The sequence below is a fragment of the Streptococcus mitis genome (genome assembly GCF_946188685.1).
GTDB lineage: Bacteria > Bacillota > Bacilli > Lactobacillales > Streptococcaceae > Streptococcus > Streptococcus mitis_CC.
Genome location: NZ_CAMHWH010000005.1, coordinates 80,556 through 104,916, shown reverse-complemented (window position 1 = coordinate 104,916; position 24,361 = coordinate 80,556). Strand labels below are relative to the sequence as shown.

General features: G+C 42.1%; 22 protein-coding genes and 3 pseudogenes. 4 read left to right on the top strand and 21 right to left on the bottom strand.

The genetic code is table 11. The features are described from left to right. Positions 1–10: 10 nt before the first annotated feature. The 8 genes from N8N51_RS06335 to N8N51_RS06300 all read right to left on the bottom strand — a co-directional run bounded on the left by N8N51_RS06335 (position 11) and on the right by N8N51_RS06300 (position 7,653). A complete protein-coding gene (locus tag N8N51_RS06335) occupies positions 11–928 on the bottom strand; it encodes a dihydrodipicolinate synthase family protein (RefSeq protein ID WP_001281495.1) in 918 nt (305 codons plus the stop codon). 172 nt (positions 929–1,100) lie between these two features. Beyond that, on the bottom strand, positions 1,101–1,745 hold the full coding sequence (locus N8N51_RS06330) for a YesL family protein (RefSeq protein WP_261103822.1): 645 nt from the start codon (positions 1,743–1,745) through the stop codon (positions 1,101–1,103). 19 nt (positions 1,746–1,764) lie between these two features. Further along, positions 1,765–2,217, bottom strand: coding sequence for a NanQ anomerase/TabA/YiaL family protein (locus N8N51_RS06325; protein ID WP_000575448.1), 453 nt, complete (start codon positions 2,215–2,217; stop codon positions 1,765–1,767). Positions 2,218–2,387: 170 nt separating this feature from the next. Continuing rightward, positions 2,388–3,227, bottom strand: a complete 840-nt coding sequence (locus N8N51_RS06320; protein WP_001192119.1) for a carbohydrate ABC transporter permease — start codon at positions 3,225–3,227, stop codon at positions 2,388–2,390. 15 nt (positions 3,228–3,242) lie between these two features. Then, positions 3,243–4,109, bottom strand: a complete 867-nt coding sequence (locus tag N8N51_RS06315; protein ID WP_153198773.1) for a carbohydrate ABC transporter permease — start codon at positions 4,107–4,109, stop codon at positions 3,243–3,245. A 221-nt stretch (positions 4,110–4,330) separates the two neighbouring features. Further along, a complete protein-coding gene (locus N8N51_RS06310; protein WP_070482935.1) occupies positions 4,331–5,659 on the bottom strand; it encodes an ABC transporter substrate-binding protein in 1,329 nt (442 codons plus the stop codon). 115 nt (positions 5,660–5,774) lie between these two features. Next, positions 5,775–6,473 (bottom strand): N-acetylmannosamine-6-phosphate 2-epimerase, encoded by a 699-nt coding sequence (locus N8N51_RS06305; protein ID WP_049487328.1) that lies wholly within the window; start codon positions 6,471–6,473, stop codon positions 5,775–5,777. A gap of 199 nt (positions 6,474–6,672) precedes the next feature. Beyond that, positions 6,673–7,653, bottom strand: a complete 981-nt coding sequence (locus tag N8N51_RS06300; RefSeq protein WP_261051888.1) for an acetylxylan esterase — start codon at positions 7,651–7,653, stop codon at positions 6,673–6,675. 388 nt (positions 7,654–8,041) lie between these two features. Between N8N51_RS06300 and N8N51_RS06295 the strand changes: the two are divergent. The 4 genes and pseudogenes from N8N51_RS06295 to N8N51_RS10585 form a co-directional block, all read left to right on the top strand. Further along, positions 8,042–8,594 (top strand): annotated as a pseudogene (locus N8N51_RS06295) (GNAT family N-acetyltransferase). Positions 8,595–8,739: 145 nt separating this feature from the next. Next, entirely contained in the window at positions 8,740–9,651 is a 912-nt protein-coding gene (locus N8N51_RS06290; protein ID WP_078238166.1) for an Rpn family recombination-promoting nuclease/putative transposase, read from the top strand. A gap of 4 nt (positions 9,652–9,655) precedes the next feature. Further along, positions 9,656–10,066, top strand: a pseudogene (locus tag N8N51_RS06285) (Rpn family recombination-promoting nuclease/putative transposase); the annotation flags it as partial. A gap of 18 nt (positions 10,067–10,084) precedes the next feature. Next, a pseudogene (locus tag N8N51_RS10585) lies at positions 10,085–10,174 on the top strand (Rpn family recombination-promoting nuclease/putative transposase); the annotation flags it as partial. A 392-nt stretch (positions 10,175–10,566) separates the two neighbouring features. On the opposite strand, the gene recG reads toward N8N51_RS10585, so the two are convergent. The 13 genes from recG to nrdR all read right to left on the bottom strand — a co-directional run bounded on the left by recG (position 10,567) and on the right by nrdR (position 24,323). Next, complete coding sequence (gene recG, locus N8N51_RS06280; RefSeq protein WP_261103853.1) at positions 10,567–12,609, bottom strand: ATP-dependent DNA helicase RecG; 2,043 nt, start codon at positions 12,607–12,609, stop codon at positions 10,567–10,569. Next, positions 12,600–13,703 (bottom strand): alanine racemase, encoded by a 1,104-nt coding sequence (gene alr, locus N8N51_RS06275; RefSeq protein WP_261103820.1) that lies wholly within the window; start codon positions 13,701–13,703, stop codon positions 12,600–12,602. Before alr ends, recG begins: the two co-directional genes overlap by 10 nt. Then, the gene (gene acpS, locus N8N51_RS06270; RefSeq protein ID WP_261103852.1) at positions 13,693–14,055 is read right to left on the bottom strand and encodes a holo-ACP synthase; all 363 of its coding nucleotides are present in this window, start codon (positions 14,053–14,055) and stop codon (positions 13,693–13,695) included. Before acpS ends, alr begins: the two co-directional genes overlap by 11 nt. Before the next feature lie 45 nt (positions 14,056–14,100). Continuing rightward, positions 14,101–15,132: a 3-deoxy-7-phosphoheptulonate synthase gene (locus tag N8N51_RS06265; protein ID WP_261103819.1), complete on the bottom strand. Its 1,032-nt coding sequence runs from the start codon at positions 15,130–15,132 to the stop codon at positions 14,101–14,103. A 1-nt stretch (position 15,133) separates the two neighbouring features. Beyond that, complete coding sequence (locus tag N8N51_RS06260; RefSeq protein ID WP_214617477.1) at positions 15,134–16,165, bottom strand: 3-deoxy-7-phosphoheptulonate synthase; 1,032 nt, start codon at positions 16,163–16,165, stop codon at positions 15,134–15,136. 80 nt (positions 16,166–16,245) lie between these two features. Next, positions 16,246–18,759, bottom strand: a complete 2,514-nt coding sequence (secA, locus tag N8N51_RS06255; RefSeq protein WP_261103818.1) for a preprotein translocase subunit SecA — start codon at positions 18,757–18,759, stop codon at positions 16,246–16,248. Between the two features lie 145 nt (positions 18,760–18,904). After that, complete coding sequence (locus tag N8N51_RS06250) at positions 18,905–19,192, bottom strand: hypothetical protein (RefSeq protein WP_261011102.1); 288 nt, start codon at positions 19,190–19,192, stop codon at positions 18,905–18,907. Positions 19,193–19,331: 139 nt separating this feature from the next. Continuing rightward, positions 19,332–19,667 (bottom strand): hypothetical protein, encoded by a 336-nt coding sequence (locus tag N8N51_RS06245; RefSeq protein ID WP_261011231.1) that lies wholly within the window; start codon positions 19,665–19,667, stop codon positions 19,332–19,334. An 81-nt stretch (positions 19,668–19,748) separates the two neighbouring features. Then, entirely contained in the window at positions 19,749–21,059 is a 1,311-nt protein-coding gene (der, locus tag N8N51_RS06240; protein WP_261103817.1) for a ribosome biogenesis GTPase Der, read from the bottom strand. Positions 21,060–21,072: 13 nt separating this feature from the next. Next, entirely contained in the window at positions 21,073–21,786 is a 714-nt protein-coding gene (locus tag N8N51_RS06235; protein WP_261103815.1) for an NADPH-dependent oxidoreductase, read from the bottom strand. After that, positions 21,783–22,679, bottom strand: a complete 897-nt coding sequence (dnaI, locus tag N8N51_RS06230) for a primosomal protein DnaI (protein ID WP_261103814.1) — start codon at positions 22,677–22,679, stop codon at positions 21,783–21,785. The genes N8N51_RS06235 and dnaI overlap by 4 nt, the downstream gene beginning before the upstream one ends. Continuing rightward, complete coding sequence (locus N8N51_RS06225; protein ID WP_261103813.1) at positions 22,680–23,849, bottom strand: replication initiation and membrane attachment family protein; 1,170 nt, start codon at positions 23,847–23,849, stop codon at positions 22,680–22,682. Then, positions 23,850–24,323: a transcriptional regulator NrdR gene (nrdR, locus tag N8N51_RS06220; protein ID WP_061759264.1), complete on the bottom strand. Its 474-nt coding sequence runs from the start codon at positions 24,321–24,323 to the stop codon at positions 23,850–23,852. Positions 24,324–24,361: the final 38 nt, after the last annotated feature.

Below are 24,361 nucleotides of genomic sequence, written 5' to 3'. Positions count from 1 at the left end.
TCCTTATGGATTAGAGGAAGCGCTCCTTGGTTTCACGAATCAAGGCTGCAGCTGCTTCTACAACTGGACGATCTTCTTCAGTCACTGGTGTCAATGGTGAACGAACAGAACCAATATTCAAGCCTTCATTGATCTTCAAGACTTCCTTAATCACACCATACATATTTCCATGTGCAGCAGTCAATTTGCCAATGATTGCATTGATAGCGTATTGCAATTCACGCGCTGTTTCCAAGTCTTTGTCCGCAATCAACTGATTGAGTTTCAAGAAGAGTTCTGGCATAGCACCATATGTACCACCAATACCAGCTTTAGCACCCATGAGACGACCACCTAAGAACTGCTCATCTGGACCGTTAAAGACGATGTGGTCTTCCCCACCAAGGCTTACAAAGGTTTGGATATCTTGAACTGGCATAGAAGAGTTCTTAACACCGATAACACGTGGATTTTTCAACATTTCTGTGTAAAGACTTGGAGTCAAAGCAACCCCTGCCAATTGAGGAATGTTATAAATTACGTAGTCTGTATTTGGAGCTGCAGAGCTGATATCGTTCCAATATTTAGCAACTGAGTATTCTGGCAAGCGGAAATAAATCGGTGGAATCGTTGCAATGGCATCTACTCCTAAGCTTTCAGCATGACGAGCCAGTTCCATACTGTCTTTGGTATTGTTACAAGCTACGTGAGCGATGATGGTCAATTTCCCTTTGGCAACTGCCATGACTTCTTCCAAAATCAATTTACGGTCTTCAACACTTTGGTAGATACATTCACCAGAAGAACCATTGACATAGAGACCTTGAACACCTTTATCAATGAAGTATTGAACCAAGGCACGAGTACGTTCTGGGCTTACTTCTCCTTGATCATCATAACATGCGTAGAAGGCTGGAATGACACCTTCGTATTTTTTTAAATCTGACATAGATTTTCTCCTAAGATTTCTTTTTTTCTGCTAGAAGCAGGATTTATTCTTTACGTGTTTAGTATACACCTTGTGAAAAACGCTTTCAATATTTTGTGTACACTTAGATTTTAGTTTCTATCTGAATTTTGAAATGTTTATGGTTTGAAAGTAGTTTCAGAAACAAGCCATCCTATTGGTATTTTGCGAAAATTTTCTCCATCAATCCAGTCTGAATAAAGACCAATAGTCCAAATCCAAAAAGTAGGAAGGCTGAACCACCTAAAAGTAGACTGAAGGCTGACAGATAAAGAACCATCACAATGAGGATAAGAATGGCTAACATGAGGAAGAACCAAGGAAAGTTAAAACTTGCCAAGATCAGCCCTTTTTGTAACACTTCTTTCCAAGTTAAATCATAGCGCGCAGCGATTGGATAGCTAGCAAGCATCACGATAGTGAGGAAGATAAGAATGCCTAGACAAATAGCTTTCACCATTTGGAAAGGCATAGCTGTCTGCCCCCAAAAGATATAGAGGTCTAAAAGACTCAACAAAACAATGCCCAACTCAAGCAGACCTAGCTGAAGACCTAGTTTCAGATTTTGCTTGAAAGCTCTTAGATAGATTTTAAAGACAGGCACACGTCTACTCTTCTTAATCTCAAACATGGTCTCGTAGAGGCTAATTTTAGCCACTCCAATCGTCACGATGGGCAAACAAGTAACGACAAAAAGAAGATTGGCTGTCACGATATCCAAGACTTTCTCACTAAAACGCATGAGAAAGTTATCTGTATCAAATGCTGCCTTGATAAGGCTTACTCCTTTTTGTGCCATATTTGCTCCTCCTGATTTTTTAATCAATCAAAATTTTAAAGAGATATTTGCGAACCTTCTCTTCCATACCTGCATAGCCATTTGGCTGGTGAGGTTCTCCTGGGAAGAAAATCGCAAAATTGTGATAACCCAACAAGAGTGGGTAATGTTCATGACAATGAACAAAGCCAATGTCACTTGCTTCGTCGAATGCTACTGCCTCGTCTTTGATACGTGAACCGTAGCTCGAATATTCATGTCCTTCTACCAGCAAATGCAAGTCTGCATAGTTCTTATGATGCTCAAATTGATCATTTTCAGCTTGATTGAGGACATTTTCCTGAACAACTAGAAAGACCTTGTCCCCATCAATCTCATACTTACCTAATTCGAAAGAATCTTTACGATGCTGGTAGAGATAATCGATAGCCTTGTCTAGATTGGGATGAATCCCTTTGTAAAAGGTGATGTTTTTCAAATCATCAAAAATCATACTGTTTCCTTCGTTTCTGATAGTTAACTAAAATCATTCTTAAGTTGATAAGTGTCTAACAAAATATCTAAGGTAAGCAAATACCCAACATTTTGTAGACACTTATAACTCTGTATTCCCATAGTATGCCAAGACTACTTCCGCCATCTTGACACACCAGTTTACTTTTCTTAACCTTTGACAGCTCCCATAGTAATACCTTGAGTGAAGGATTTTTGGAAGACTAAGAAGACTGTTACGATTGGAACTGCTGCAAGAGCGGCACCCGCCATGATCAAACCATAGTTGGTTGCCATTTCAGCCTGCATAGTCGCAACACCGAGTGAGATGGTCAAGTTGTTACGTGAAGTCAACATAACCAACTGCATGAAGTAGTCGTTCCAAGTGTTGATGAAGGTAAAGATTGCAAGGGCTGCAAATCCTGGTTTCACAATTGGGAAGGCTACGCTCCAGAAAGTACGAATCTCACCACAACCATCGATTTTAGCTGATTCAAGCAACTCTGTTGGGATATTTTCACTAAATTGTTTCATGAGGAAGACCCCGAATGGCCATCCAATCAAAGGCAGGATAACTGCCCAAAGAGTATCATGGATTCCCATGAAGTTGACGATACGTACCAATGGTACAAGGACAACTTGTTTTGGAAGTGCCATGGCTGCAATGAAGATTGCAAATAGAATGCGTTGCCCATAGAAACGTTTTTTAGCTAGTACATAACCTGCTAAAGAAGAGGTCGCACAAACTAAGAACATGGTTACCAATGAGATAAACACAGAGTTCCACATCCACTGCATAGCAGGGTTTTGCACCATGAGTTGTTGGAAGTTCTCCATGGTTGGCATTTTAGGGAACCATTGTGGCGGAATCATAATGGTATCAGGCTGTGACTTGAAGGCACCTGTCAGAATCCAGTAGAATGGAAAGATGAACAGCACGGTCAACAAGAGCAAGATAATAGTTGAAATAACAGTGAAGGCTGTTAAAGGTTTCTTTTGTGTAGATTGCATAGCTGTCTCCTTTCTTTAGTATTCTACGTCGTTTCCAAGTACTTTAAATTGAACAAAGCTTACGATAGCGATCATAACTGCTAGGAATACACCAATTGTGTTGGCATAGCCATATTCTGTCAATTGGAAGGCTTTTTCGTAAAGGTAGTACATCAGTGTACTTGTTGAGTAGTTTGGACCACCAGATGTCAACAACTGAATCAAGGCGAAACACTGGAATGAGTTGATTGTTGTAATGATTGCAATGTAAAGAGTTGTTGGAAGAAGGCTAGGCCATTTAATCTTCCAGAACACTTGCAATTCAGTTGCACCGTCAACTCGAGCTGCTTCAACCAATGAATTGTCGATATTTCCCATCGCTGCGATATAAAGGATAATCGGCTGACCAACAGATGTAGTCAAAAGGATAATCATAATCGCCATCAAAGCCCAGTTTTTATCTCCCAACCAAGAAATGTTCTGGCTGATGATGTGGCTTGACTTAAGGACAAAGTTTAGAATCCCTGATAGTGGATCATAAATCCATTTCCAAACAACTGTTACGGCAACGCTACCTGTTACAACAGGAAGGAAGAAGACGAAACGGTAGAAGGATCTGGCAATGGCATTTTGATGATAGGTCTGAGATGCTACAAAGAGTGAGAATAGAACAACAACTGGTACAGATCCAATAACCAGAATAACGGTATTGATCAAAGACTTCATAAAGACAGGGTCTTTAAACATGCGAACATAGTTGTCCAAGCCTACAAACTCAAATTTAGTCATTGAGTAGTTAAAGAAACTTGTAATGAACCCCATAATCATAGGAGCCAAGACAAAGATGACAAAGAAGAATAATACTGGTGCTAGGAAAGCGTAGGAAATCACTGTTTCCCGCATACGAATTTTATTGACTTTCACAGTCGGCACCTCTCTTTCAAATAGAATAATTTTTTGACTTTCTTGAACTGTTTTAAAATCAAAATGAAATTTTTTAAGATTCGCTTATGTAAGAACTTCATTTTAATTTCGTGACAGTTCCTTACATTTCAAACAAAATCCTCCCTTTTCTTACATAGACTATGCACAGGGAAAAGGGAGGAGTCAATCTGATTTAGTGCTTATTGTTTTGTAGCTTTTTTAATTGTTTCGTTAGCTTTTTCAGTAAAGGCTTTCAAAGCATCCGCTGGTTTTTCGTCACCATTTGATACAGATTGCAACATTGGGAACCAAAGTGTTCTCATTTCAGCAAAACCATTGATAGTGTTGTAGTATGGTGAGTAGTATTTAGTCCAACCACTGATTGTTTCCATACGTTTGTCTTCATAAAGTTTGCCAAATGATGTACGAACTGGGAAGGCACCTGTACGAACAACGTCTTTTGGACCCCATTCTTTGTCATCCGCGATGAATTGAACGAATTTCTTAGATGCTGCGACTTTCTTGTCGTCTTTATTGTTGAATACTGCAAATCCATTTACAAGGTATTCAAGAGCTGGTTTACCTGAATCTGATGGGAATGGTACTTCTACCACTTCTACTTTACTTGCTTCCAAGAGTTTAGCTTGGATACCGTTTTGAGCTGGTGCCCAAAGGATTGTGTAAGATGTTTGACCGTTGGCAAAGTTTTGGATATCTGCTCCACCGTCAAATTGTGAACCATTGTTCAACAAACCGTCTTTAATCCAGCTAGCTGCTTTTTCAAGACCTTTGACGAATTTAGGATCATCAGTTGTATATTTTGTTACATCTTTATCCGTTACAGAAGCTCCATAAAGGTTTGCAATGAAGGCACGTGTTCCTTGGTCTCCCCCTTGACCAGAACTGAACAATGAACCTGGTGTGTAGCCTTTATCTTTAAGTGCTTTCAAAACTTTTTCAAAATCATCAGTAGTCCAACCTTCTTTTACAAGGTTTGCAACTCCAGCATCTTCCAACATTTTCTTGTTCATGGCCATGTAGAATGGTGCAGAACTGATTGGATACATGTAAGCTTTGTCACCAGCTTTACTTGCTTGTACAATATTTTCATTGTTAACATCTTTGACGAATTCGTCTGTGAAGAGGTCGTTCAGCTCAGCCAATTTACCGTTTTTACCGTATTGGATGATACGTCCTGGTGCGTCAAACAGTACATCTGGAGCTGTTCCTGCTTCGATAGCTGTTGTGATTTTTTCAGGACCTGACTTGAAGTCGATGGTTTCCAATTTCACTTTTACATCTGGATTTGCTTTTTCAAACGCTTCGATGATTGATTTTTCATATGTTCCAACACCGTCACCAGTTTTTTCTTGAGTGAAGACTGGGAATGCCCACCAAGTGATTTCTGTTTTTCCGCTATCGCTACCAGATTTTCCAGCATCTTTACTTCCGCCAGAATTACCACATGCAGCAAGGCCAAGAACCGCAGCACCCGCAAGTACTGTACAAGCTAGTTTTCTAAATTTCATTTGTATTCTCCTAATTGATAAGCGTATCCATATTGGATAATGAGTAAGATTGAACTTGTATACGTTTTCATTTTATCCGACGCATCCACCACTCTCCTCTTTTTTTGAGATTGTGTTATTTAAGACCAGCAACGAAGCGTTCTGTGATCTCTTTTGGTCTAGTAATAGCGCCACCAACAACGATGCCTCGCACTCCATATCCCAGGATTTGTTTGGCTTGTTCTGGTGTATGAATTTTCCCTTCTGCAATGACATCCACGCCAGCATCACAGAGTTTTTTAATTAATTCAAAATCGGGACCATCCACTTTTGGACTGTAAGATGTGTATCCTGATAAAGTTGTTCCGACAAAGTCAATTCCTGCTTCAACAGCTGCCAATCCTTCTTCGAAAGTACTTGTATCAGCCATCAAGAGCTGGTTAGGATATTTCTCCTTAACCTGACGAATGAAGTCTTGAATCTCTAAACCATCATAGCGTTCACGCTTGGTACAATCCAGAGCAATCACCTCTATATCAAGTTCTGCCAATTCATCAACCTCTTTCATAGTAGCAGTGATGAAGGGTTCTTGTGGTGGATAATCTCGTTTAATTATCCCAATGATTGGAAGTTTTGTGACCTCCTTGATTTCCTTGATATCACGAACACTGTTTGCTCGGATACCGACTGCTCCACCTTGCTCAGCCGCTTTGACCAGCAAGGGAATGACTCCTCCCGCTTCTGTATAGAGCGGTTCGTGAGGAAGGGCCTGACAAGAAACGATGATTCCATCTTTGATTTGTGCAATCAAGGCTTCTTTAGTAATCTGTGGCATCCTCTTTCCTCCTTTTCTTTGTTCTTATGGGTTCATTATATATTATTTTTAAAGCGCTTTCAATACTTTGTGGTAGAATAGATTTCAGTTTCAAAAGTATTTTATAGAACAGCAGTTTCTGAAAGTAGTTTCAGAGCGGGATCTATTTTAAATCATATTTTTAAGACTGAAAAAGAGAGCTACTAGGCTCTCTCATTCATTATTTTACATACTTAAAAGGAATCTCACTGCCACAGAGCCAGTTGTAGACTTGGTCATTGACAAAAACATTCATAGCTTCATGAGCATACTCAGGCATGATGCGATAGGCCTTATCGCAGGTCAGACGGTTGTAAATCGCAAACTGGGTAATAGGGTAGCAAACATCATCGTCCAAGCCCGTAATCATCTTAACCTCACCCTTGATACGATGGGCAATATTTTTCACATCGATATAGGCAAGGGTCGCCATGATTTCCTCCTCAGTTTCATGGAAGGGGTCGTGAAACTTGAAATAACGGAAAAGTTCGTCGTAAGCCTCGCTAGTATTGCCAATCTCAAGCACTCGTCTGAAGTCTGATAAGAAAGGATAGATGGCAACAGTTTTCTCAATCCGAGGATTGAGTGCTGCTGCAACTAGAGCTAAAGCCCCTCCTTGCGAGGCACCATAGCTAGAAAGACGCTTCTCATCAACCTGAGGCAGACTAGCAATAATTTCAACCAACTGGTAAATGTCTAAATAAACATCCTTATAAAAGAGATGCTCCCGACCTTCCACAGCACCACGGATGATATGTCCTTTAACCGTATTTCCTAGAGGAGAACGCAAACCTTCCTGTGAATAACCTGACTGCCCCCGCACATCCATGGAAACAACACCATAACCAGCCACAGTATAGGCCAGCATGTCAGCCCAGTCCCAGCCACGTCCCATATAACCATGGAAATGGAAGATTATCGGAACCTTCTCCTCACTCTTTGGAAGAACGACGCGTGCATAAACCTTGCCTTCATTGGTTCCTTCAAACGTTAACTCATAGCACTTGACTTGAGGAATGTGGAAATCTCTATCCTCCAACTGGTAGGCTGGAAGAGTGGAAACTTTTTTCACTTCCTCATCCCAGAAAGCATCAAAGTCTTCTGGAACCTCATCCCTTCCTAGATAGGTCTTAATTTCTTCTAATAAAGCTGGATTTTTCATAACATGCTCCTTCATTTTTGTAATCGCTACCACAACTGTAGCATATCTAAGTAATCAATGCAAGAAAGAAGGGTAATACTCTTCGAAAATCTCTTCAAACCACGTCAACGTCGCCTTGTCGTACTCAAGTACAGCCTGCGGCTAGTTGCCTAGTTTGCTCTTTGATTTTCATTGAATATAAATAGAAAGTGAATTTAGATTTTATTTCTTCAAACCTACTAACAGAAAGTATAATCAATTGAATCTAGAATAGTACCAATTAACTTCTAAAGTATTTTTAGAAATTAATGTGAATGCCCCAGTTGATTTGTCTACAGCTTATCTCGATATACTATAGTTTCAATGGCGATTGGACAGAGAATCATTTATCAGAAAGCGAGGTAACATCATGAAAGCAATCGGTACGCAAATGTTACAGACAGAACGTTTGATTTTGAGAAGATTTGTGGAGAGTGATGCAGAAGCTATGTTTCAAAATTGGGCTTCGTCTGCTGAGAATCTAACCTACGTCACCTGGGATCCGCATCCTGATGTCGAGCTGACTCGAAATTCGATTTGAAATTGGGTTGCTTTCTATGCTAATCCTAACTATTAAAAATGGGACATTTGCCTCAAAGAAAACCCAGAACAAGTGATAGGAGATATCAGCATCGTTGAAATGCACGAGGAAGATTTAAGTTGTGAAATTGGCTATGTTTTAGGAAAAAAACTATTGGGGGCGTGGTCTTATGACAGAGGCCTTAAAAGCTGTGTTGGACTTTTGTTTTACTCAAGCAGGATTTCAAAAAGTCAAAGCTCGATATGCCAGTCTCAACCTAGCTTCAGGCCGTGTCATGGAGAAGGCTGGAATGTTCTATCTAAAGACTGTTGCAAATGGGGTAGAGAGAAAAGGTCATGTTGCGGATCTCATTTATTATCAGATAAGCGGAGAAGACAGATAAGCTTAAAATTTATTGCTTATCAGCTGTTCTTATTTTTTATTTACTATTTCATTTATCCTCTTTTTTCCGAATAAATAAGTAAGTAGTGGCAGAGAATCTAGTAAACCTAGATTTAAAAATGTGCTATAATGAAAGGAGAGGAAGAATGATTCTCAGACATCCGGGCATCAGCCCGACCAATGACTTGGTTGCTAAGAAGATTTTTAGCAATCCGGAAATCACTTGTCAATTTATTCGCGATATGCTGGATTTACCAGCCAAAAATGTAACCATTTTGGAGGGGAGTAATATTCATGTCTTACCTTCCCTTCCGTACTCGGCGCAGGATTTCTATACCAGTATAGATGTCTTGGCGGAGTTGGATAATGGAACTCAAGTAATCATTGAGATTCAGGTGCATCATCAGAATTTTTTCATCAATCGCCTGTGGGCTTACTTATGCAGTCAGGTCAATCAAAATCTTGAAAAAATTCGCCAACGTGAAGGTGATACACACCAGAGCTACAAACACATCGCACCAGTATATGCTATCGCAATTGTGGATAGCAATTATTTCCAAGATGATTTAGCTTTTCATAGCTTTAGCATGCGAGAGGACACGACAGGTGAGGTATTAACTATCACAAATAATGGACAAGAAAACCATCTGGTTAAGATGGCGTTCTTGGAACTTAAAAAATACAGAGAAACCAGCAAAGATAGCATTCGCAAACCATGGCTAGAGTTTTTTGGGAACAAACCCTTTACCCAGCAACCCGAGCGAGCTATTAGCCAGGCAGACCAACTGCTAGACTATAAGAGCTGGTCCGAGGAGGACAGGAAAATGTTTAGTCAACTACGTATGAGAGAAGAACAAGCCTTGTTAGCACAGGACTATGCCTTGGAAACTGCTAGAGCAGAGGGAGTTGAACAAGGCCGAGCAGAGGGAGTTGAACAAGGTCTAGAGCGTGGGAAAATCTTTACCTTTCTAGATTTAGTACGCCAACATGTTTTAACTTCCGAATTTGCGAGTGAGCAATTGGGCATGACCGTCGCTGAGTTTGAGGCCTTGTTGTAAGACCAGCACTAATGGTCAGAAAAACCATCTGGTTAAGATGGCGTTCTTGGAACTTAAAAAATACAGAGAAACCAGCAAAGATAGCATTCGCAAGCCATGGTTGGAGTTTTTTGGGAACAAACCCTTTACCCAAGCACCCGAGCGAGCCATCAGTCAGGCAGACCAACTGCTAGACTACAAGAGCTGGTCTGAGGAGGATAGGAAAATGTTTAGTCAACTACGTATGCGAGAAGAACAAGCATTGTTAGCACAGGACTATGCTTTGGAAACTGCTAGAGCAGAGGGAGTTGAACAAGGTCTAGAGCGTGGGAAAATCTTTACCTTTCTAGATTTAGTACGCCAACATGTTTTAACTTCCGAATTTGCGAGTGAGCAATTGGGCATGACCGTCGCTGAGTTTGAGGCATTGTTGTAAGACCAGCACTAACGGTCAGAAAATCATCTGGTCAAGATGGAGTTCTTGGAATTAAAAAAATACAGAGAAACCATCAAAGACGAGGTTCGTAAACCGTGGTTGGAGTTTTTATAAATCAGTAAATCAATGACAGATTTTTCCGTGATAGATGGAAGAATCTTTTTTAGTTATGCTAGATGTGGGCTCTGAAACAGTAAGATATAGTGTATTGAAATAAGATATGAACAAAGAAATTAGGAAAGTCAAATTAATTTCTAGAAATGTTTTAGAATCTGTAGTGTACTATTTTAGATTCAATAAATTGTAGTTTTAAAAACGAAAAAAGTGCATTTCACTCTTTCTTCTTCTGCTTAATCTTATTTTGTCGCTTCTTTCTTTTGGAAAGTGGTTTGGTAATTTACTTTAATCGTTACTGTCATATGAGAGTCCTCGTTTCTTTTTGATGACTCTAGTATAAGGGGCAAACCTGAAAGCTAGCTTAAGATTTCCTTAGAGAAAGCTTAATCTAGATGTTCTTTCTTTTCCAGATGAAGGGCAATCATGCGCCACTCTGGATCCTCTTGCCAACCTTCTATAGAACTAATATAGCTAGCCACCTTTCTGGCTTCTTCTAAAATCGGAAAATCTTCGATAATATCAGCCACTTGGAATTCTGGGAGACCTGACTGTCTGGTTCCAAAAATCTCACCCGATCCGCGCATTTTCAAATCTTCCTCCGCAAGGACAAATCCATTGGTGGTTTCCATCATGATGCGCATGCGGTCTTTCCCAGAATCAGTCTTGGGATTGGCAACGAGAACAGCATAGGATTGCTTATCTCCCCGACCGACACGACCCCTGAGCTGGTGAAGCTGGCTGAGACCGAAGCGATCGGCATCCATGATAATCATGACGGTCGCATTGGGAACATTGACCCCGACCTCGATAACCGTCGTCGAAACCAGAATATCCGTTTTTCTCTCTTTGAACTCCTGCATAATCTGGTCTTTTTCGTCACTCTTCATCTTACCATGTAACAGAGCAACCTCTGCCTTACCTGCAAAATGAGTCGTCAACTCCTCTGATAAGGCAATGGCATTTTTCAGATCAAGAGCTTCTGATTCTTCAATCAAGGGAGAGATAACATAGGCTTGAGAACCTTTTTGGATTTCCCCCTCTAACCAAGTCAAGACCTGAGGTAGTTGCTCATGCTTGATCCAGCGTGTCACAATAGGCTTCCGTCCTGCTGGCATCTGGTCAATAATGGAAACATCCATATCTCCAAATGCTGTGATAGCCAGCGTCCGTGGAATAGGAGTCGCTGTCATCATGAGGACATCTGGGTTGTCGCCTTTTTCTCTCAGAACGCGCCTTTGCCCTACACCAAAGCGGTGCTGCTCATCGATGATAATCAAGCCCAGACGAGCATAATCCACCCCATCCTGAATCAGAGCGTGGGTTCCGATAATCAAATCAGCCTCACCCTTGGCAATGGTCTCCAAGACTTCTCTTTTTTCTGCAGCTTTTAAGGAACCTGTCAAGAAAGCCAGTTTCAAGTCTGGAAAAAGGTTCTGTAAACTCTCAAAGTGTTGCTCTGCTAGGATTTCTGTAGGCACCATGAGAGCTGCCTGGTAGCCAGCTGTCACCGCTGCAAACATGGCTAAGCCAGCGACCACAGTTTTTCCGCTCCCCACATCCCCTTGCAGGAGACGATTCATGTGGTGGTCCGACTTCATGTCGGCCAAAATTTCCTGCAAACTCTTTTCCTGAGCTTGGGTCAGGGCAAATGGTAGATTTTCTTTAACAGCCGTTACTTTTTTCTGAGACCACTCCAGAACCAGCCCGCTTCCCTGAACTCTGTTTTCAGACTTGAGCGTCTGCAATTGCATTTGGAAATAAAAGAGTTCCTCAAACTTGATACGGCGAAGGGCCTGCTTGTATTCTGCCAAATCCTTGGGAAAATGCATGGCACGAACGGCCTGACAACGGGACATGAGTTTGTATTTGTCCAGCAAAGACTGGGGCAGATTTTCCTCAATCAAGAGGTCCAACCCCTGATCAAAGGCCGTCTTAATAACCTTGACCAGACTGGCCTGACTGATTCCCTGAGCCAGACGATAGACAGGCTGGAGGTCATCTTCCACCTGAGCTAAGACCTTCATCCCAGTCAGACTAGCCTTGGCGCGGTCCCATTTTCCAAAAACAGCAAGAGTTGCACCCAACTCTATCTTATCTGCTAGATAGGGCTGGTTAAAGAAATTAACCGCAAAAACGACTTCTCCCTGCTTGAGGCTAAAACGCAAGCGATTACGCTTGAAACCATAATACTGTACACTGGCAGGAGTCACGACTTGACCAGATAGAACAGCCTTTTCACCGTCTTCCAACTCCAGCACCTGCTTGGTTTTGAAGTCTTCATAACGGAAAGGAAAGTAGAGCAAGAGGTCTTGCAAATTTTCAATTCCTAGTTTGGCGTATTTTTCTGCTGACTTTGGTCCCACACCAGGTAAGACATGCAAGGGTTGATGTAGATTCATGCTCCACTCCTTTCTTTTTAATAATATTCTCTCGGAATGCGATCGCTGAGGAGACAAACCACCTCATAGTTAATGGTCCCACGGTAGGTCGCCACCTGAGTTGCTGTGATTTCCTTGTCGCCGTTGGTGCCGATCAAGGTTACTTTTGTTCCTAGCGGATAAAGTTTAGGCAAACGAATAGTGATTTGGTCCATCGAAACCCTGCCGACGATTGGGCAAGCTTGCCCATCTACCAAGACAGAGAAATTCTGCATGTCACGTGTCCAACCATCCGCATAGCCAATTGGTACCGTCGCGATGACCTGCTCGCTATCTGCCTGATAGGTCGCTCCATAGCCCATGCAAGCTCCAGCTGGAACTGTCTTAACGTGAACCAGAGCAGACTCCAAGGTCAAGGCTGGAGTCAAGTCATAAGGCAAGTCCAAGACCTCTCCGCTAGGATTAAGACCATACATGGCATCTCCCATACGGACGGCATTGAAAATGGTATCTGCATGCCATAGAGTCGTTGCAGAATTGCTAGCATGAATCAAGTCTGGAAGACCTTTCATACTGGCCAAAATAGTTTTAAACCGTTCTAACTGGGCATTAAAGTAGTCATCTGATTCTTCATCAGCAGTAGCAAAGTGGGTAAAAATCCCCTCAACACGAGCACCATGTTGTTGGAGCAAGTCTTGAGCCTGATCAGCCTCACTAGCCTCTCTAAAACCAATCCGTCCCATTCCTGAGTCAATCTTGAGGTGGACTGTCAATCCAGTTAGGTCCACTTCCTTATCTAAGAGTGCTTGAATCCACTCCAGTCCAGCCACTGTCAAGGTGATGTCATATTCTTTAGCAAGAGAAACAGCTTCGATTTCAGAAACTCCTAGAATGAGGATTCGCTTGCTGAGTCCAGCTTGTCTAAGTTCAATGGCTTCATCAATATTGGAAACGCAAAAGCCATCAACATCATCTTGAATTGCCTTGGCAACGGCAACAGCCCCATGCCCATAGGCATTGGCTTTGACCACAGCCCACTTGAGCGTTCCTTGAGGGATATGAGCCCCCATTTGCTGAATATTGTGTCGAATAGCTCCCAGATGAATCAGAGCCTTGGTTGGTCTATGTGGACTAGCTTTCATGATTTTCCTCCAAAATGACACTGGCTGTCACAAACTGATCTGTATGACTGATAGACAGCCAAATATTTCCTGAAAACGGTGACTGACTAAAATAAGGCGCCCCGCGTTCATTGTTCAAGACTTCCAAATCCTGAAAACTGAGCTTGCCAATACCCGTTCCCATGGCCTTGGAAAAGGCTTCTTTAGCCGACCAGCGACCAGCTAAATATTCTATTTGCCTGCGCCCTTTGAGACTGTTAAAACGTTCCATTTCCTTAGCGGTCAGCACGCGCTTAGCAAATCCTTCATGTCGTGTAACTGCTCTTTCTATCGAAGCCAATTCTTCGATGTCAATTCCGTGTCCAACTATCATTCTCATCAAAAGGAGTTGAGATTCCCCCAACTCCATCCTTTTCACTTATTTTGTCAAGGTAGCATAGATTTCTTCTACCAAGGCCTCTGTATTTTCCCAACCTAGACAAGGATCGGTAATGGAGCAACCAAAGACCTCTGGTTGGTTTTGACGACCATCTGCTAGGTAGGATTCAATCATAAAGCCTCGAACCGTCTTTTTAATCTTCTCATTCCAGTCACGATTTTGCAAGGTCTGGCGAACAATTCGAATCTGTTCCATATATTGCTTTCCGGAATTATCATGGTTGGTATCGATGAGGATAAAAGGATTTTCAAGCCCCATAGTCTCATAGCGTTCAATGGCATTTAGCAAAGTTTCGTAGTAAAAGTTAGGCTCATTTTTCCCATATTCATTAACTGCCCCACGAAGGATGACGTGGGCCAAGGGATTTCCTGAAGTCTCAACTTCTTGACCATGGAAGAGGAAGGTCTGTTTGTTCTGAGCGGCATAGATGCCATTAAACATGACACCCAGATTTCCAGAGGTTGGATTTTTCATCCCGACTGGGGCATCAATCCCTGAAGCCACAAAACGGTGTTCTTGGTCTTCTACAGAACGAGCCCCCACAGCATGGTAGCTGACCAAGTCATCCACCAAGACCAGATTTGACGGATAAAGCATCTCATCTGCCGTTGTCAAACCAGTCTCTGTAATCACGCGGTAGTGCAACTGGCGCACAGCCTGCAAGCCGTTAATCAGACTTGGAGCCTTAGAGGTATCTGGTTGGTGAACCAAACCTTTATAGCCGTCTCCGTTGGTACGAGGTTTAGCTGTATAAACACGCATGACCATAAAAATCTTGTCCGCCACCTTCTTCTGCAAGTCTGATAAACGGCGGGCATATTCCAAGACAGCCTCTTCATTGTCAGAAGAGCAAGGACCAATCACCAAAAGGATACGGTCATCTTCTCCTGAAATAATATCTGCCATTTCTCTATCACGACGCTCCTTTAGTCGTAAGGCTTCCTCAGACAATTGAGTTTCTGCCTTGATTGCTTCAATATCGATTTCTTGACCTTTTTCAATAAATGCCATACTATTCTCCTAGCGTTTGGTAGATTTCTCTGACAAGGGCTTCCGTATTATCCCAGCCAAGGCAAGGGTCCGTGATAGACTTGCCAAATACTTCCGGTTCGTTTTGACGCCCGTCTTCTAGATAAGACTCAATCATAAAACCACGAACGTACTGCTTGATTTTTTCATTCCAATCACGGTTAATCAAGGTCTGACGGACAATTCGAATCTGATCCATGTATTGCTTACCAGAATTATCATGATTGGTATCTACAATGATAAAAGGATTTTCCAAGCCCATCTTCTCATATTGAGCAATAGTATCCATCAAATTATCATAGTAGTAGTTAGGAATATTCTTACCATATTCATTGATTGCTCCACGAAGAATGGCATGGGAAAGCGGGTTCCCAGTTGTTTCCACTTCTTTTCCCAAGAAAAGGAAGCTTTGTTTGTTTTGAGCAGCATAAATCCCATTAAACATGACATTGAGATTTCCAGAGGTTGGGTTTTTAAAACCAGTCGCAAAATCTGCTCCACTGGCAACAAAGCGGTGTTGCTGGTCTTCAACCGAACGGGCACCGACAGCCATGTAAGAAATCAAATCATCCACAAGCGGAAGATTCTCAGGATAAAGCATTTCATCAGCTGTCGTCATACCTGTTTCCGTAATGACACGATAATGAAGATGTCGAACGGCTTTGATTCCGTTGATGAGACTAGGGGCTTCTGCTGTGTTAGGCTGGTGAATCAAGCCCTTATAGCCATCTCCGTTGGTACGGGGTTTGGCTGTATAAACACGCATAACCATAAAGATACGGTCTGCTACTTCTTCTTGTAAAGCTGCCAAACGTTTAGCGTACTCAAGGACAGCTTCTTCATTATCAGATGAGCACGGTCCGATTACCAAGAGAATTCTCTGGTCTTCTCCACGTATAATGGCTTCTAGCTCTTGATCGCGCTGTGATTTTCTCTCCAAAGCTTGGCCTTCTAATTTTGATAAGGCACGAACTTCTTCAATATTAATTTTAGGACTTTTTGCTGTAAATACCATAACTCATCTCCTTATAAAGCAAACGGATACCAAGTAAAAATTTACTTTTCACAAGGTATCCGCTTCTAAACTATCTCATTTTATTGTCTTTTACCGTGACAGTTTTTAAACTTCTTACCAGAACCACATGGACAAAGTTCATTCCGTCCAATCTGGCTCAAATCCAGATTTTCAGGCATATTTGCTTGGTGGGCAGCGATATTGCGAGTCGCTGTTGTACTGATATGGTGTTCTGCTTGTGGTCTTTCTTGTTCATGAATTTGTGCTTTCATCATCAAGCGTGTCACATCAAACTCAATCGAACCAATCATGTCATTAAACATACGGAAACCTTCTGCCTGATACTCAACAACAGGGTTGTTCTGAGCATAGCCACGAAGTCCAACCGCATTACGCAATTGATCGAGGGCATCGATATGATCTGTCCACTTGTTATCTACCACTCGTAGAATCAAGACTTTTTGGAATTCTTTAACTGCTTCTTCATCGCGTAGTTTTGAAACCTGACTATCGTAAACTTGCAAGGCACGTTGGAAGAGTTCTTCCTTGATGGCCTTATCAGACAAGCCTGACAAATCTTCCATCGTAATAGAATCTTCTGGAAGCAAGTTGTACTTAGCAAAGTTCAAAATTGCCTCTAGTTTTTCATCTTGTTTGACACGCGCATGACCATCAACGACACGACCAATCGTGCGTTTGATCATAGCCTGAATTTCAGGTGCCAAGTCACGATCTGCAGTGATGACATCGTAACGTTGAGCGTAGATAATCTCACGTTGTTCACGCATGACATCATCGTATTGAAGGACTTGTTTACGAGTATCGTAGTTATTTCCTTCGACACGTTTTTGCGCCGCCTCAACCTGACGCGTCAACATGCGAGACTCAATGGCCTCTTCAGACATGTTCAAACGTTCAAAGATTCCCTTCAAGCGTTCAGAACCAAAACGTTTCATCAAATCATCTTCAAGAGATAGGTAGAATTGTGACTCACCTGGGTCTCCTTGACGACCTGAACGTCCACGAAGCTGGTTATCGATACGACGGCTTTCATGACGTTCTGTACCAATAACACAAAGTCCTCCAAGTTCACGAACTCCTTCACCAAGCTTGATGTCGGTACCACGACCGGCCATGTTAGTCGCAATGGTAACAGCACCACGTTGACCAGCATTCATGATGATTTGAGCTTCTTTATAGTGGTTTTTGGCATTCAAGACTTCGTGAGGAACACCAGCTGCGACCAATTTCTTAGAAATGTAGTCACTGGTTTCAACCGCTACTGTACCAACCAAGACAGGCTGACCTTTTTGGTAACGAGCCTTAACGTCTTCGACAACCGCCTTAAACTTAGCCTCGATACTTGCATAAAGAAGGTCTGAGTGGTCAATACGTTGAACAGGACGGTTTGTTGGGATTGGAATAACACGAATGTTGTAGATTTCACGGAATTCTTCTTCCTCAGTCTTACCTGTACCCGTCATACCAGACAATTTCTTGTACATACGGAAAAGGTTTTGGTAAGTGATTGAGGCAGATGTCTTGGTTTCATCCTGAATTGGTACACCTTCTTTTGCTTCAATAGCTTGGTGCAATCCATCAGAATAACGACGACCTTCCATGGTACGACCTGTAAATTGGTCGACAATCAAAATTTCTTGTTCTTCGCTCACCACATAGTCAATATCGAGAAGCATGATGTAGTTGGCACGAAGGGCGTTATCAATAAAGTGAGTCAGAGCTACGTTTTCAATGTCATAAAGGTTTTCAAGCTTGAAGTAGCTTTCAGCCTTGTCAATCCCTGAATCAGACAAACCAATAGTCTTAGACTGCACATCGATGATGTAGTCGTCTTTGTCCAAAGATTTTACATAGTGGTCTGCCATGTGGTAGAGCTGACTGGTTTCAACTGCATTAGCACCTGATACGATCAAAGGTGTACGGGCCTCATCAATCAAGATTGAGTCAACCTCATCGACCAAGGCATAGTTAAGCGGACGTTGTACCATGTTTTCAGCACGAACGACCATGTTATCACGAAGGTAGTCAAATCCGATTTCTGAGTTGGTTGAGTAAGTAATATCACACTCATAGGCTTCTTTTTTCTCCATTGGAGATTTGGCAGCCAAGTTAATTCCTACTGACAAGCCAAGCCATGAGTACAATTCACCCATCTCAGTCGCGTCACGCTCTGATAGGTATTCATTGACCGTAACTACGTGAACCCCTTTACCTGAAAGGGCGTTGAGGTATACGGGCATGGTCGCAGTCAAGGTTTTCCCTTCCCCTGTACGCATCTCTGGCACGTCACCATGGTGAAGAACGATTCCCCCCATGACCTGAACCTTATATGGGAAGAGTCCTAGGACACGTTTGGCACCCTCACGGACAACCGCAAATGCTTCATAAAGCAATGAATCCAGTGATTCTCCATTTTGATAACGTTCTTTAAATTCAACTGTTTTTGCTTTTAGTTGGTCATCTGTCAAAGCAGCCATTTGGTCTTCGTATTTGAAAACCTTGTCAGCCATCTTTTCCAGACGACGGATTTCTCCTTTATCATTTTCGATAATTGTTTTTAAAATATTAGCCATGTTTTTCCTTACTTTAAATTCCGAATATTTTAGAATGTTCTTTTAATTTTAGCACAATTACTGATTATTTTCAAGGAAGAATCCCCATTTTGAAAAGGAAAAAGAGGCTAGTTTCCAAGCTAACCTCTCTGATTTTTATGATACTTTAATTGCCAAAAATCGGCAAAATAGCAAATAGGATAAATAGATTTATCCAAAAAGAAAGACAACAGATAAGTCCAAAAACAAAGAGACTGACTTTCTTGGACAGCAAGGCCATCAAAATCGACAGAATTCCAAAAACTAGTAAAACTTTCTGCATGCTGAAGAGGTCAATCTTTCCCCCCAGAATCGGACTGCCCCAAGGAAGAAAGAAGAAAGCAATCCAGATCAACAGAACTAAACCAATATAGACCTTGGAATAGCGTGTAATAAATGATTTTAGATGTGTCATAAGCCACCTCCTACAAATAGAAAGTAATATAATACTCAATGAAAATCAAAGAGCAAACTAGGAAACTAGCCGCAGGCTGTACTTAAGTACGGCAAGGCGACGTTGACGTGGTTTGAATTTGATTTTCGAAGAGTATAAATCAATGCCTTCCACCGTTAGACTTCCCTAGTTCCCGTCTCAAGCGAAACATTTTTTTGAAACAGGAATAAGTTAACCAATTCAGACCAATAGCTAGCAGAATAAAAAGAAACCAAATGACCCAAAACTTGATATCTGTCACATTTCTCAAGACGATATTGAAAAACAGAACTGAAACAACTGTCCAAGCAAGGCTAAAAAGAGAATAGAGGGGGATGTAAACCCAGTAAAAATAGTAAAAAATTGGGAAAAATTTACTATTTCTGTTGGCCTTTTCAATCCAGTTATCAAAATAAAAGTAAGGTGCTAAAAGTAAGAATTTAAACAAATGTTCCATCATCGACACCTCTTTTGATAGCGTTTTTCCAACTTCATTCTATCAAAAAAATCTGGAAATGTCATTCCAGATTCTGCTTTTTTATTTGCGTTTTCTTGCGATGAGATGGATTGGAGTTCCCTCAAAGACAAAGGCCTTGCGGATTTGATTTTCCAAGAAACGCAGGTAAGAAAAGTGCATGAGCTCTTCTTCGTTTACAAAGATAACAAAGGTTGGTGGTTTGGTTGCCACTTGGGTAGCATAGAAAATCTTGAGACGTTTTCCTTTGTCTGTCGGTGTTGGGTTGATGGCAATGGCATCCATAATCACATCGTTCAAGACAGCTGATGGAATACGTGTGTTTTGACTTTCACTGATTTGCTTAATCATCTCAGGAAGTTTGTGGAGACGTTGCTTGGTCAAGGCTGATACAAAGATAATCGGTGCGTAAGGCAGGTATTGGAACTGCTCACGGATATCTTCTTCCCAGTTTTTCATAGTGTGGTTGTCTTTTTCAAGCGTATCCCACTTGTTGACCACGATAATCATCCCTTTACCAGCTTCATGGGCAAATCCTGCGATACGCTTATCGTATTCACGAATACCCTCTTCCGCATTGATGACCATCAAGACCACATCTGAACGGTCAATAGCACGCATGGCACGCATAACAGAGTATTTCTCAGTGTTTTCATAAACCTTACCAGACTTACGCATACCAGCCGTATCAATCATGGTAAACTCTTGACCATCTGCATCGGTAAAGTGGGTATCAATAGCGTCACGCGTTGTTCCAGCAACAGGACTGGCAATAACACGGTCTTCTCCCAAGATAGCATTGATTAAGCTTGATTTTCCAACATTGGGACGACCAATCAAGCTAAACTTAATCACATCTGGGTTTTCTTCTTCATATTCATTTGGAAGATTTTCTACGATGGCATCTAGCACATCCCCTGTACCGATACCATGGACAGATGAGATAGGCAATGGTTCACCCAAACCAAGAGCATAGAAATCATAGATATCATTTCGCATCTCAGGGTTGTCCACCTTGTTAACTGCGAGGATAACTGGTTTGTGGGTCTTATAAAGCTTACGGGCTACGTATTCGTCCGCATCGGTAATTCCTTCCTTACCAGACACGACAAAGACGATAACATCGGCTTCTTTCATGGCAATTTCTGCCTGGTGCTTGATTTGTTCCATGAAAGGAGCATCGACGTCGTCGATTCCTCCTGTATCAATCATGCTAAACGAACGATTGAGCCACTCACCCGTCGCATAGATACGGTCACGTGTCACTCCTTCGACATCTTCTACAATGGAGATTCGCTCACCAGCGATCCGATTAAATAGGGTTGATTTCCCAACATTGGGACGTCCTACAATGGCAATAGTTGGTAGGGCCATAATTTCTCACTTTCTACAATAACTTCTTCTGCTCAAGATTTTTTCTAGTTGAGCTTGGTTCAGCTTGACCAAACTGTTCTGCTAGGCGCTGACTCCAGCTTGTGGTTGCACGCGCTCCAGCATAGTCAGCCTGTACACGGTCATAAGCTTCGATTGCCTCAGTTGGCTGCTCTTGGTATTCTTCCTCAAAGACCACTTGATTCAATGGCAAGCGAGGTTTGACTTCATGTTCCTCATTTGGCACACCTAGTGCCATCCCAAAGACAGGATAGGTGTAGTCAGGCAGGTTAAAAAGCTCTGCCACTTCTTCTGACTTGTAACGCACCAAGCCAATAATCACACCACCATAGCCCAAGCTTTCAGCTGCCAGCAGGGCATTTTGACCAGCAAGAGCCGCATCGACTGAACTAATCAGGAGACCTTCTACACCTTGGGGTTGGAAGGTGTCGGTATGAAGTCGGGCTCCCTTTTCCGCTCGGTTCAAATCTCCGACAAAGAGAAGGAAAACAGCTGACTGGCGAATGGCTTCTTGAGGTACCAATTCATACAAGGCATCTTTCTTCTCTTGACTTCGTACCACAATCACAGAGTAGGATTGAAAATTCTTCCAAGACGAGACCATCTGAGCTGCTGTCAAGATTTCAGTCAAGTCCTCCTGAGGAAAGGCTTGCTCCTTAAATCTGCGTACTGAAGTATGAGACTTCATTAATTTGATTGTTTCTGTCATCGACGGTTCACTCCTTCTAAACGAGTCTCCTCAGCCAAATAACGGATGCGTTCCATGACTCGTCTGGCTTCCCAGGTTTCGTCATTTCCATGTTTCCCTTTAGCGAAATGCTGCTCCAATTCTTCAAAGTTGAAGTTGGATGTGAAAAAGGTCGGTAAATTTTCCTGCATCCGATATTGGAGAATGACCTGCAGGATTTCATCACGCACCCAAGGTGTTGATTGCTCGGCACCAATGTCATCTAAAATCAGGACTTCAGAAAGCTTAATCTCATCCACCAAGGTCTTGACATTACCATCACCGATTGCATTTTTGACATCAATGACAAAGCTAGGATAGTGGAGGAGAGTTGATGAAACACCACGTTTTTCTGATAAATCATGGGCTAGGGCAGCCACCATGAAACTTTTGCCCACACCAAAGTCTCCATACAAGTAAAGACCTTTTCGAATAACTGGATATTGCTCCACGAAGGCTAATAGCTTTTCAAAAACTGGCAAGCGCCCCAAATCATCCAAGTCAACTTGAGCCAAACTAGCTTTCTTGAGACTGGCTGGTAGATTGATTAACTTGAGACGGTTCTTAATAGCCGCTTCTTTTTCCGCTGCGATTAGTTCAGGAGTTTCTTCGTAAGAAACGTCCGCATAGCCATGATTCATAACCAAAATAGGCTTGTAGCCTTTGGCAATATAATCCGTATCACCACGGAGAAACTTGTCACGCTCGGTGATGTACTGATTAAACTTGGAGATACTGCGATTCAATTCCTCTGGAGTAAGGGATTCTTGCTGGATAAAGGCCGCAACATCAGGGTCCTTCATGATTTTCTGGACCAAATCTTGATAATGAAAACGGCTAGGTTGACGCTTGAGTACGTCTCCGACACTTTCCATCTAATCTCCTCCTTTTTCTAATCGCGCTAATAGTTCTTGTTTTTTACGTTCTAGTTCCAGACGAGTTTCCTCGCTGGTTTCATTTTTATAATCTGGATTGCTCCACTTGGGTACATTGGACTTGGAAGGACTAGGGTTACTGCTTTTTTGAGCCTGACTCTTCTGCCCTCTCTCACGGATACGCAAGACTGCCTCTTCTGCCGAATGAATCTTTTGATAAGCATAGTCATTGGCTACCTTCATGGCATATTTCTCATTGATATTTGCCGAATCCACCTTATTAAAGGTCAATAAGAGAATGATGTTGATGACTTCGTCCAGCAAGCCCAAGCCAGCCATCTGTTGCAAGAGGTCTCTTTCTGTTTGGGTAATAGTCCCCTTGCGTGTTTGTTTGATTTCTGCTAAGAACTGCAGGGCAGTTTTACTTTTAGCTTCTTTGATAATAGTTGCTTCCTTAGGACTAAAGTCAGAGGAAACAGGTTTTTGAGCAATTTTTTCCCGCATGCGTTTGGTTGAAATAACCTGGGAAACAGCTGTTGACTTGGCCAATTGATAGGTCTCAAACCAAGTCCATTTCTTCTCCTCAGCAATGGCAAACAGGTTCAAAACATCTGACTGCTCATCCGCAAAACGAAGCCCATCTCGAGCCATGAGCTGACGAAAATGGTCCAAGTCAAAATCGTTGGCCACTTTCTTCCTGATACCAAGGTCTTCTTGACTACCTAGTTCTGCCAAGTCTGGAAAGACTTGATTGAGTGAGACAGGTATTTCGTCTCCATCAGCACTTTCAACTTTCAAATTCTCCACAGCTGTATCGCCAATCTTTTTCTCCAAAAGCCTGCGATAAACAGGATGTTCCAAGAAGTCCTGACTAGAAAGAGGAGCATGGAGGGCTAGCTGATAAACATCCCCCTTTTGATAGAGGGTTAAGAGATTAAAAGCAGATAGGATTTTCAGGGATTTTATCAGTCTATCCATCCCAAAGTTGAGATGGTTGAGAATACTTGAAAAGAGGTATTCCTTTCTGCCATTATCCCAAAAACTGATTGTATAAAGATAAAGGCTCAGCGCCTCCTGACCGATAATCGGGAGGTAGCACTGTACCAGAGATGAGGTATCTTGCGACACCCGATTATTCTTTAGATAAGAAAAACGGTCAATTGGCTTCATTTATCTTTCCTTTTTCTTTTTAGAGGACTGGGTGATTTGTTGGAGCAGGCTCTCTAGCTCACTAACATCCTTAAAACTACGATAAACACTGGCAAAACGTACATAGGTAATCTCATCTAACTCAGCCAACTCCTCCATAACGAGTGAACCAATGTCCTCACTTTGAATTTCATTTTCATTTCGACTACGGAGTTTCTGTTCGATACGATTGACTACCATGTTGATTTCATCACTTGACACAGGACGTTTCTGGGCTGAGCGGATAATTCCATTAAAGATTTTATCTCTGGAGAATTGTTCCCGCGTGCCATCTTTTTTAACAACCACTAAGGTTCTTTCTTCTACCCGTTCGTAGGTTGTAAAACGGTGCTGGCATTCATCGCACTCACGTCTTCTACGAATGGTGTTCCCTTCTTCTGCTTGGCGACTATCGATAACACTTGACTTGGTAGCCCCACATTTTGGACAACGCATCCTTTCCCTCCTTATCGTTTTCTTTTCATTATACCATT

Excerpts from the sequence above, each read along its gene's own strand:
- N8N51_RS06335 (WP_001281495.1), bottom strand. The coding sequence starts at position 928 with ATGTCAGATTTAAAAAAATACGAAGGTGTCATTCCAGCCTTCTACGCA.
- N8N51_RS06330 (WP_261103822.1), bottom strand. The coding sequence starts at position 1,745 with ATGGCACAAAAAGGAGTAAGCCTTATCAAGGCAGCATTTGATACAGAT.
- N8N51_RS06325 (WP_000575448.1), bottom strand. The coding sequence starts at position 2,217 with ATGATTTTTGATGATTTGAAAAACATCACCTTTTACAAAGGGATTCAT.
- N8N51_RS06320 (WP_001192119.1), bottom strand. The coding sequence starts at position 3,227 with ATGCAATCTACACAAAAGAAACCTTTAACAGCCTTCACTGTTATTTCA.
- N8N51_RS06315 (WP_153198773.1), bottom strand. The coding sequence starts at position 4,109 with ATGCGGGAAACAGTGATTTCCTACGCTTTCCTAGCACCAGTATTATTC.
- N8N51_RS06310 (WP_070482935.1), bottom strand. The coding sequence starts at position 5,659 with ATGAAATTTAGAAAACTAGCTTGTACAGTACTTGCGGGTGCTGCGGTT.
- N8N51_RS06305 (WP_049487328.1), bottom strand. The coding sequence starts at position 6,473 with ATGCCACAGATTACTAAAGAAGCCTTGATTGCACAAATCAAAGATGGA.
- N8N51_RS06300 (WP_261051888.1), bottom strand. The coding sequence starts at position 7,653 with ATGAAAAATCCAGCTTTATTAGAAGAAATTAAGACCTATCTAGGAAGG.
- N8N51_RS06290 (WP_078238166.1), top strand. The coding sequence starts at position 8,740 with ATGATTCTCAGACATCCGGGCATCAGCCCGACCAATGACTTGGTTGCT.
- alr (WP_261103820.1), bottom strand. The coding sequence starts at position 13,703 with ATGAAAGCTAGTCCACATAGACCAACCAAGGCTCTGATTCATCTGGGA.
- acpS (WP_261103852.1), bottom strand. The coding sequence starts at position 14,055 with ATGATAGTTGGACACGGAATTGACATCGAAGAATTGGCTTCGATAGAA.
- N8N51_RS06265 (WP_261103819.1), bottom strand. The coding sequence starts at position 15,132 with ATGGCATTTATTGAAAAAGGTCAAGAAATCGATATTGAAGCAATCAAG.
- N8N51_RS06260 (WP_214617477.1), bottom strand. The coding sequence starts at position 16,165 with ATGGTATTTACAGCAAAAAGTCCTAAAATTAATATTGAAGAAGTTCGT.
- secA (WP_261103818.1), bottom strand. The coding sequence starts at position 18,759 with ATGGCTAATATTTTAAAAACAATTATCGAAAATGATAAAGGAGAAATC.
- N8N51_RS06250 (WP_261011102.1), bottom strand. The coding sequence starts at position 19,192 with ATGACACATCTAAAATCATTTATTACACGCTATTCCAAGGTCTATATT.
- N8N51_RS06245 (WP_261011231.1), bottom strand. The coding sequence starts at position 19,667 with ATGGAACATTTGTTTAAATTCTTACTTTTAGCACCTTACTTTTATTTT.
- der (WP_261103817.1), bottom strand. The coding sequence starts at position 21,059 with ATGGCCCTACCAACTATTGCCATTGTAGGACGTCCCAATGTTGGGAAA.
- N8N51_RS06235 (WP_261103815.1), bottom strand. The coding sequence starts at position 21,786 with ATGACAGAAACAATCAAATTAATGAAGTCTCATACTTCAGTACGCAGA.
- dnaI (WP_261103814.1), bottom strand. The coding sequence starts at position 22,679 with ATGGAAAGTGTCGGAGACGTACTCAAGCGTCAACCTAGCCGTTTTCAT.
- N8N51_RS06225 (WP_261103813.1), bottom strand. The coding sequence starts at position 23,849 with ATGAAGCCAATTGACCGTTTTTCTTATCTAAAGAATAATCGGGTGTCG.
- nrdR (WP_061759264.1), bottom strand. The coding sequence starts at position 24,323 with ATGCGTTGTCCAAAATGTGGGGCTACCAAGTCAAGTGTTATCGATAGT.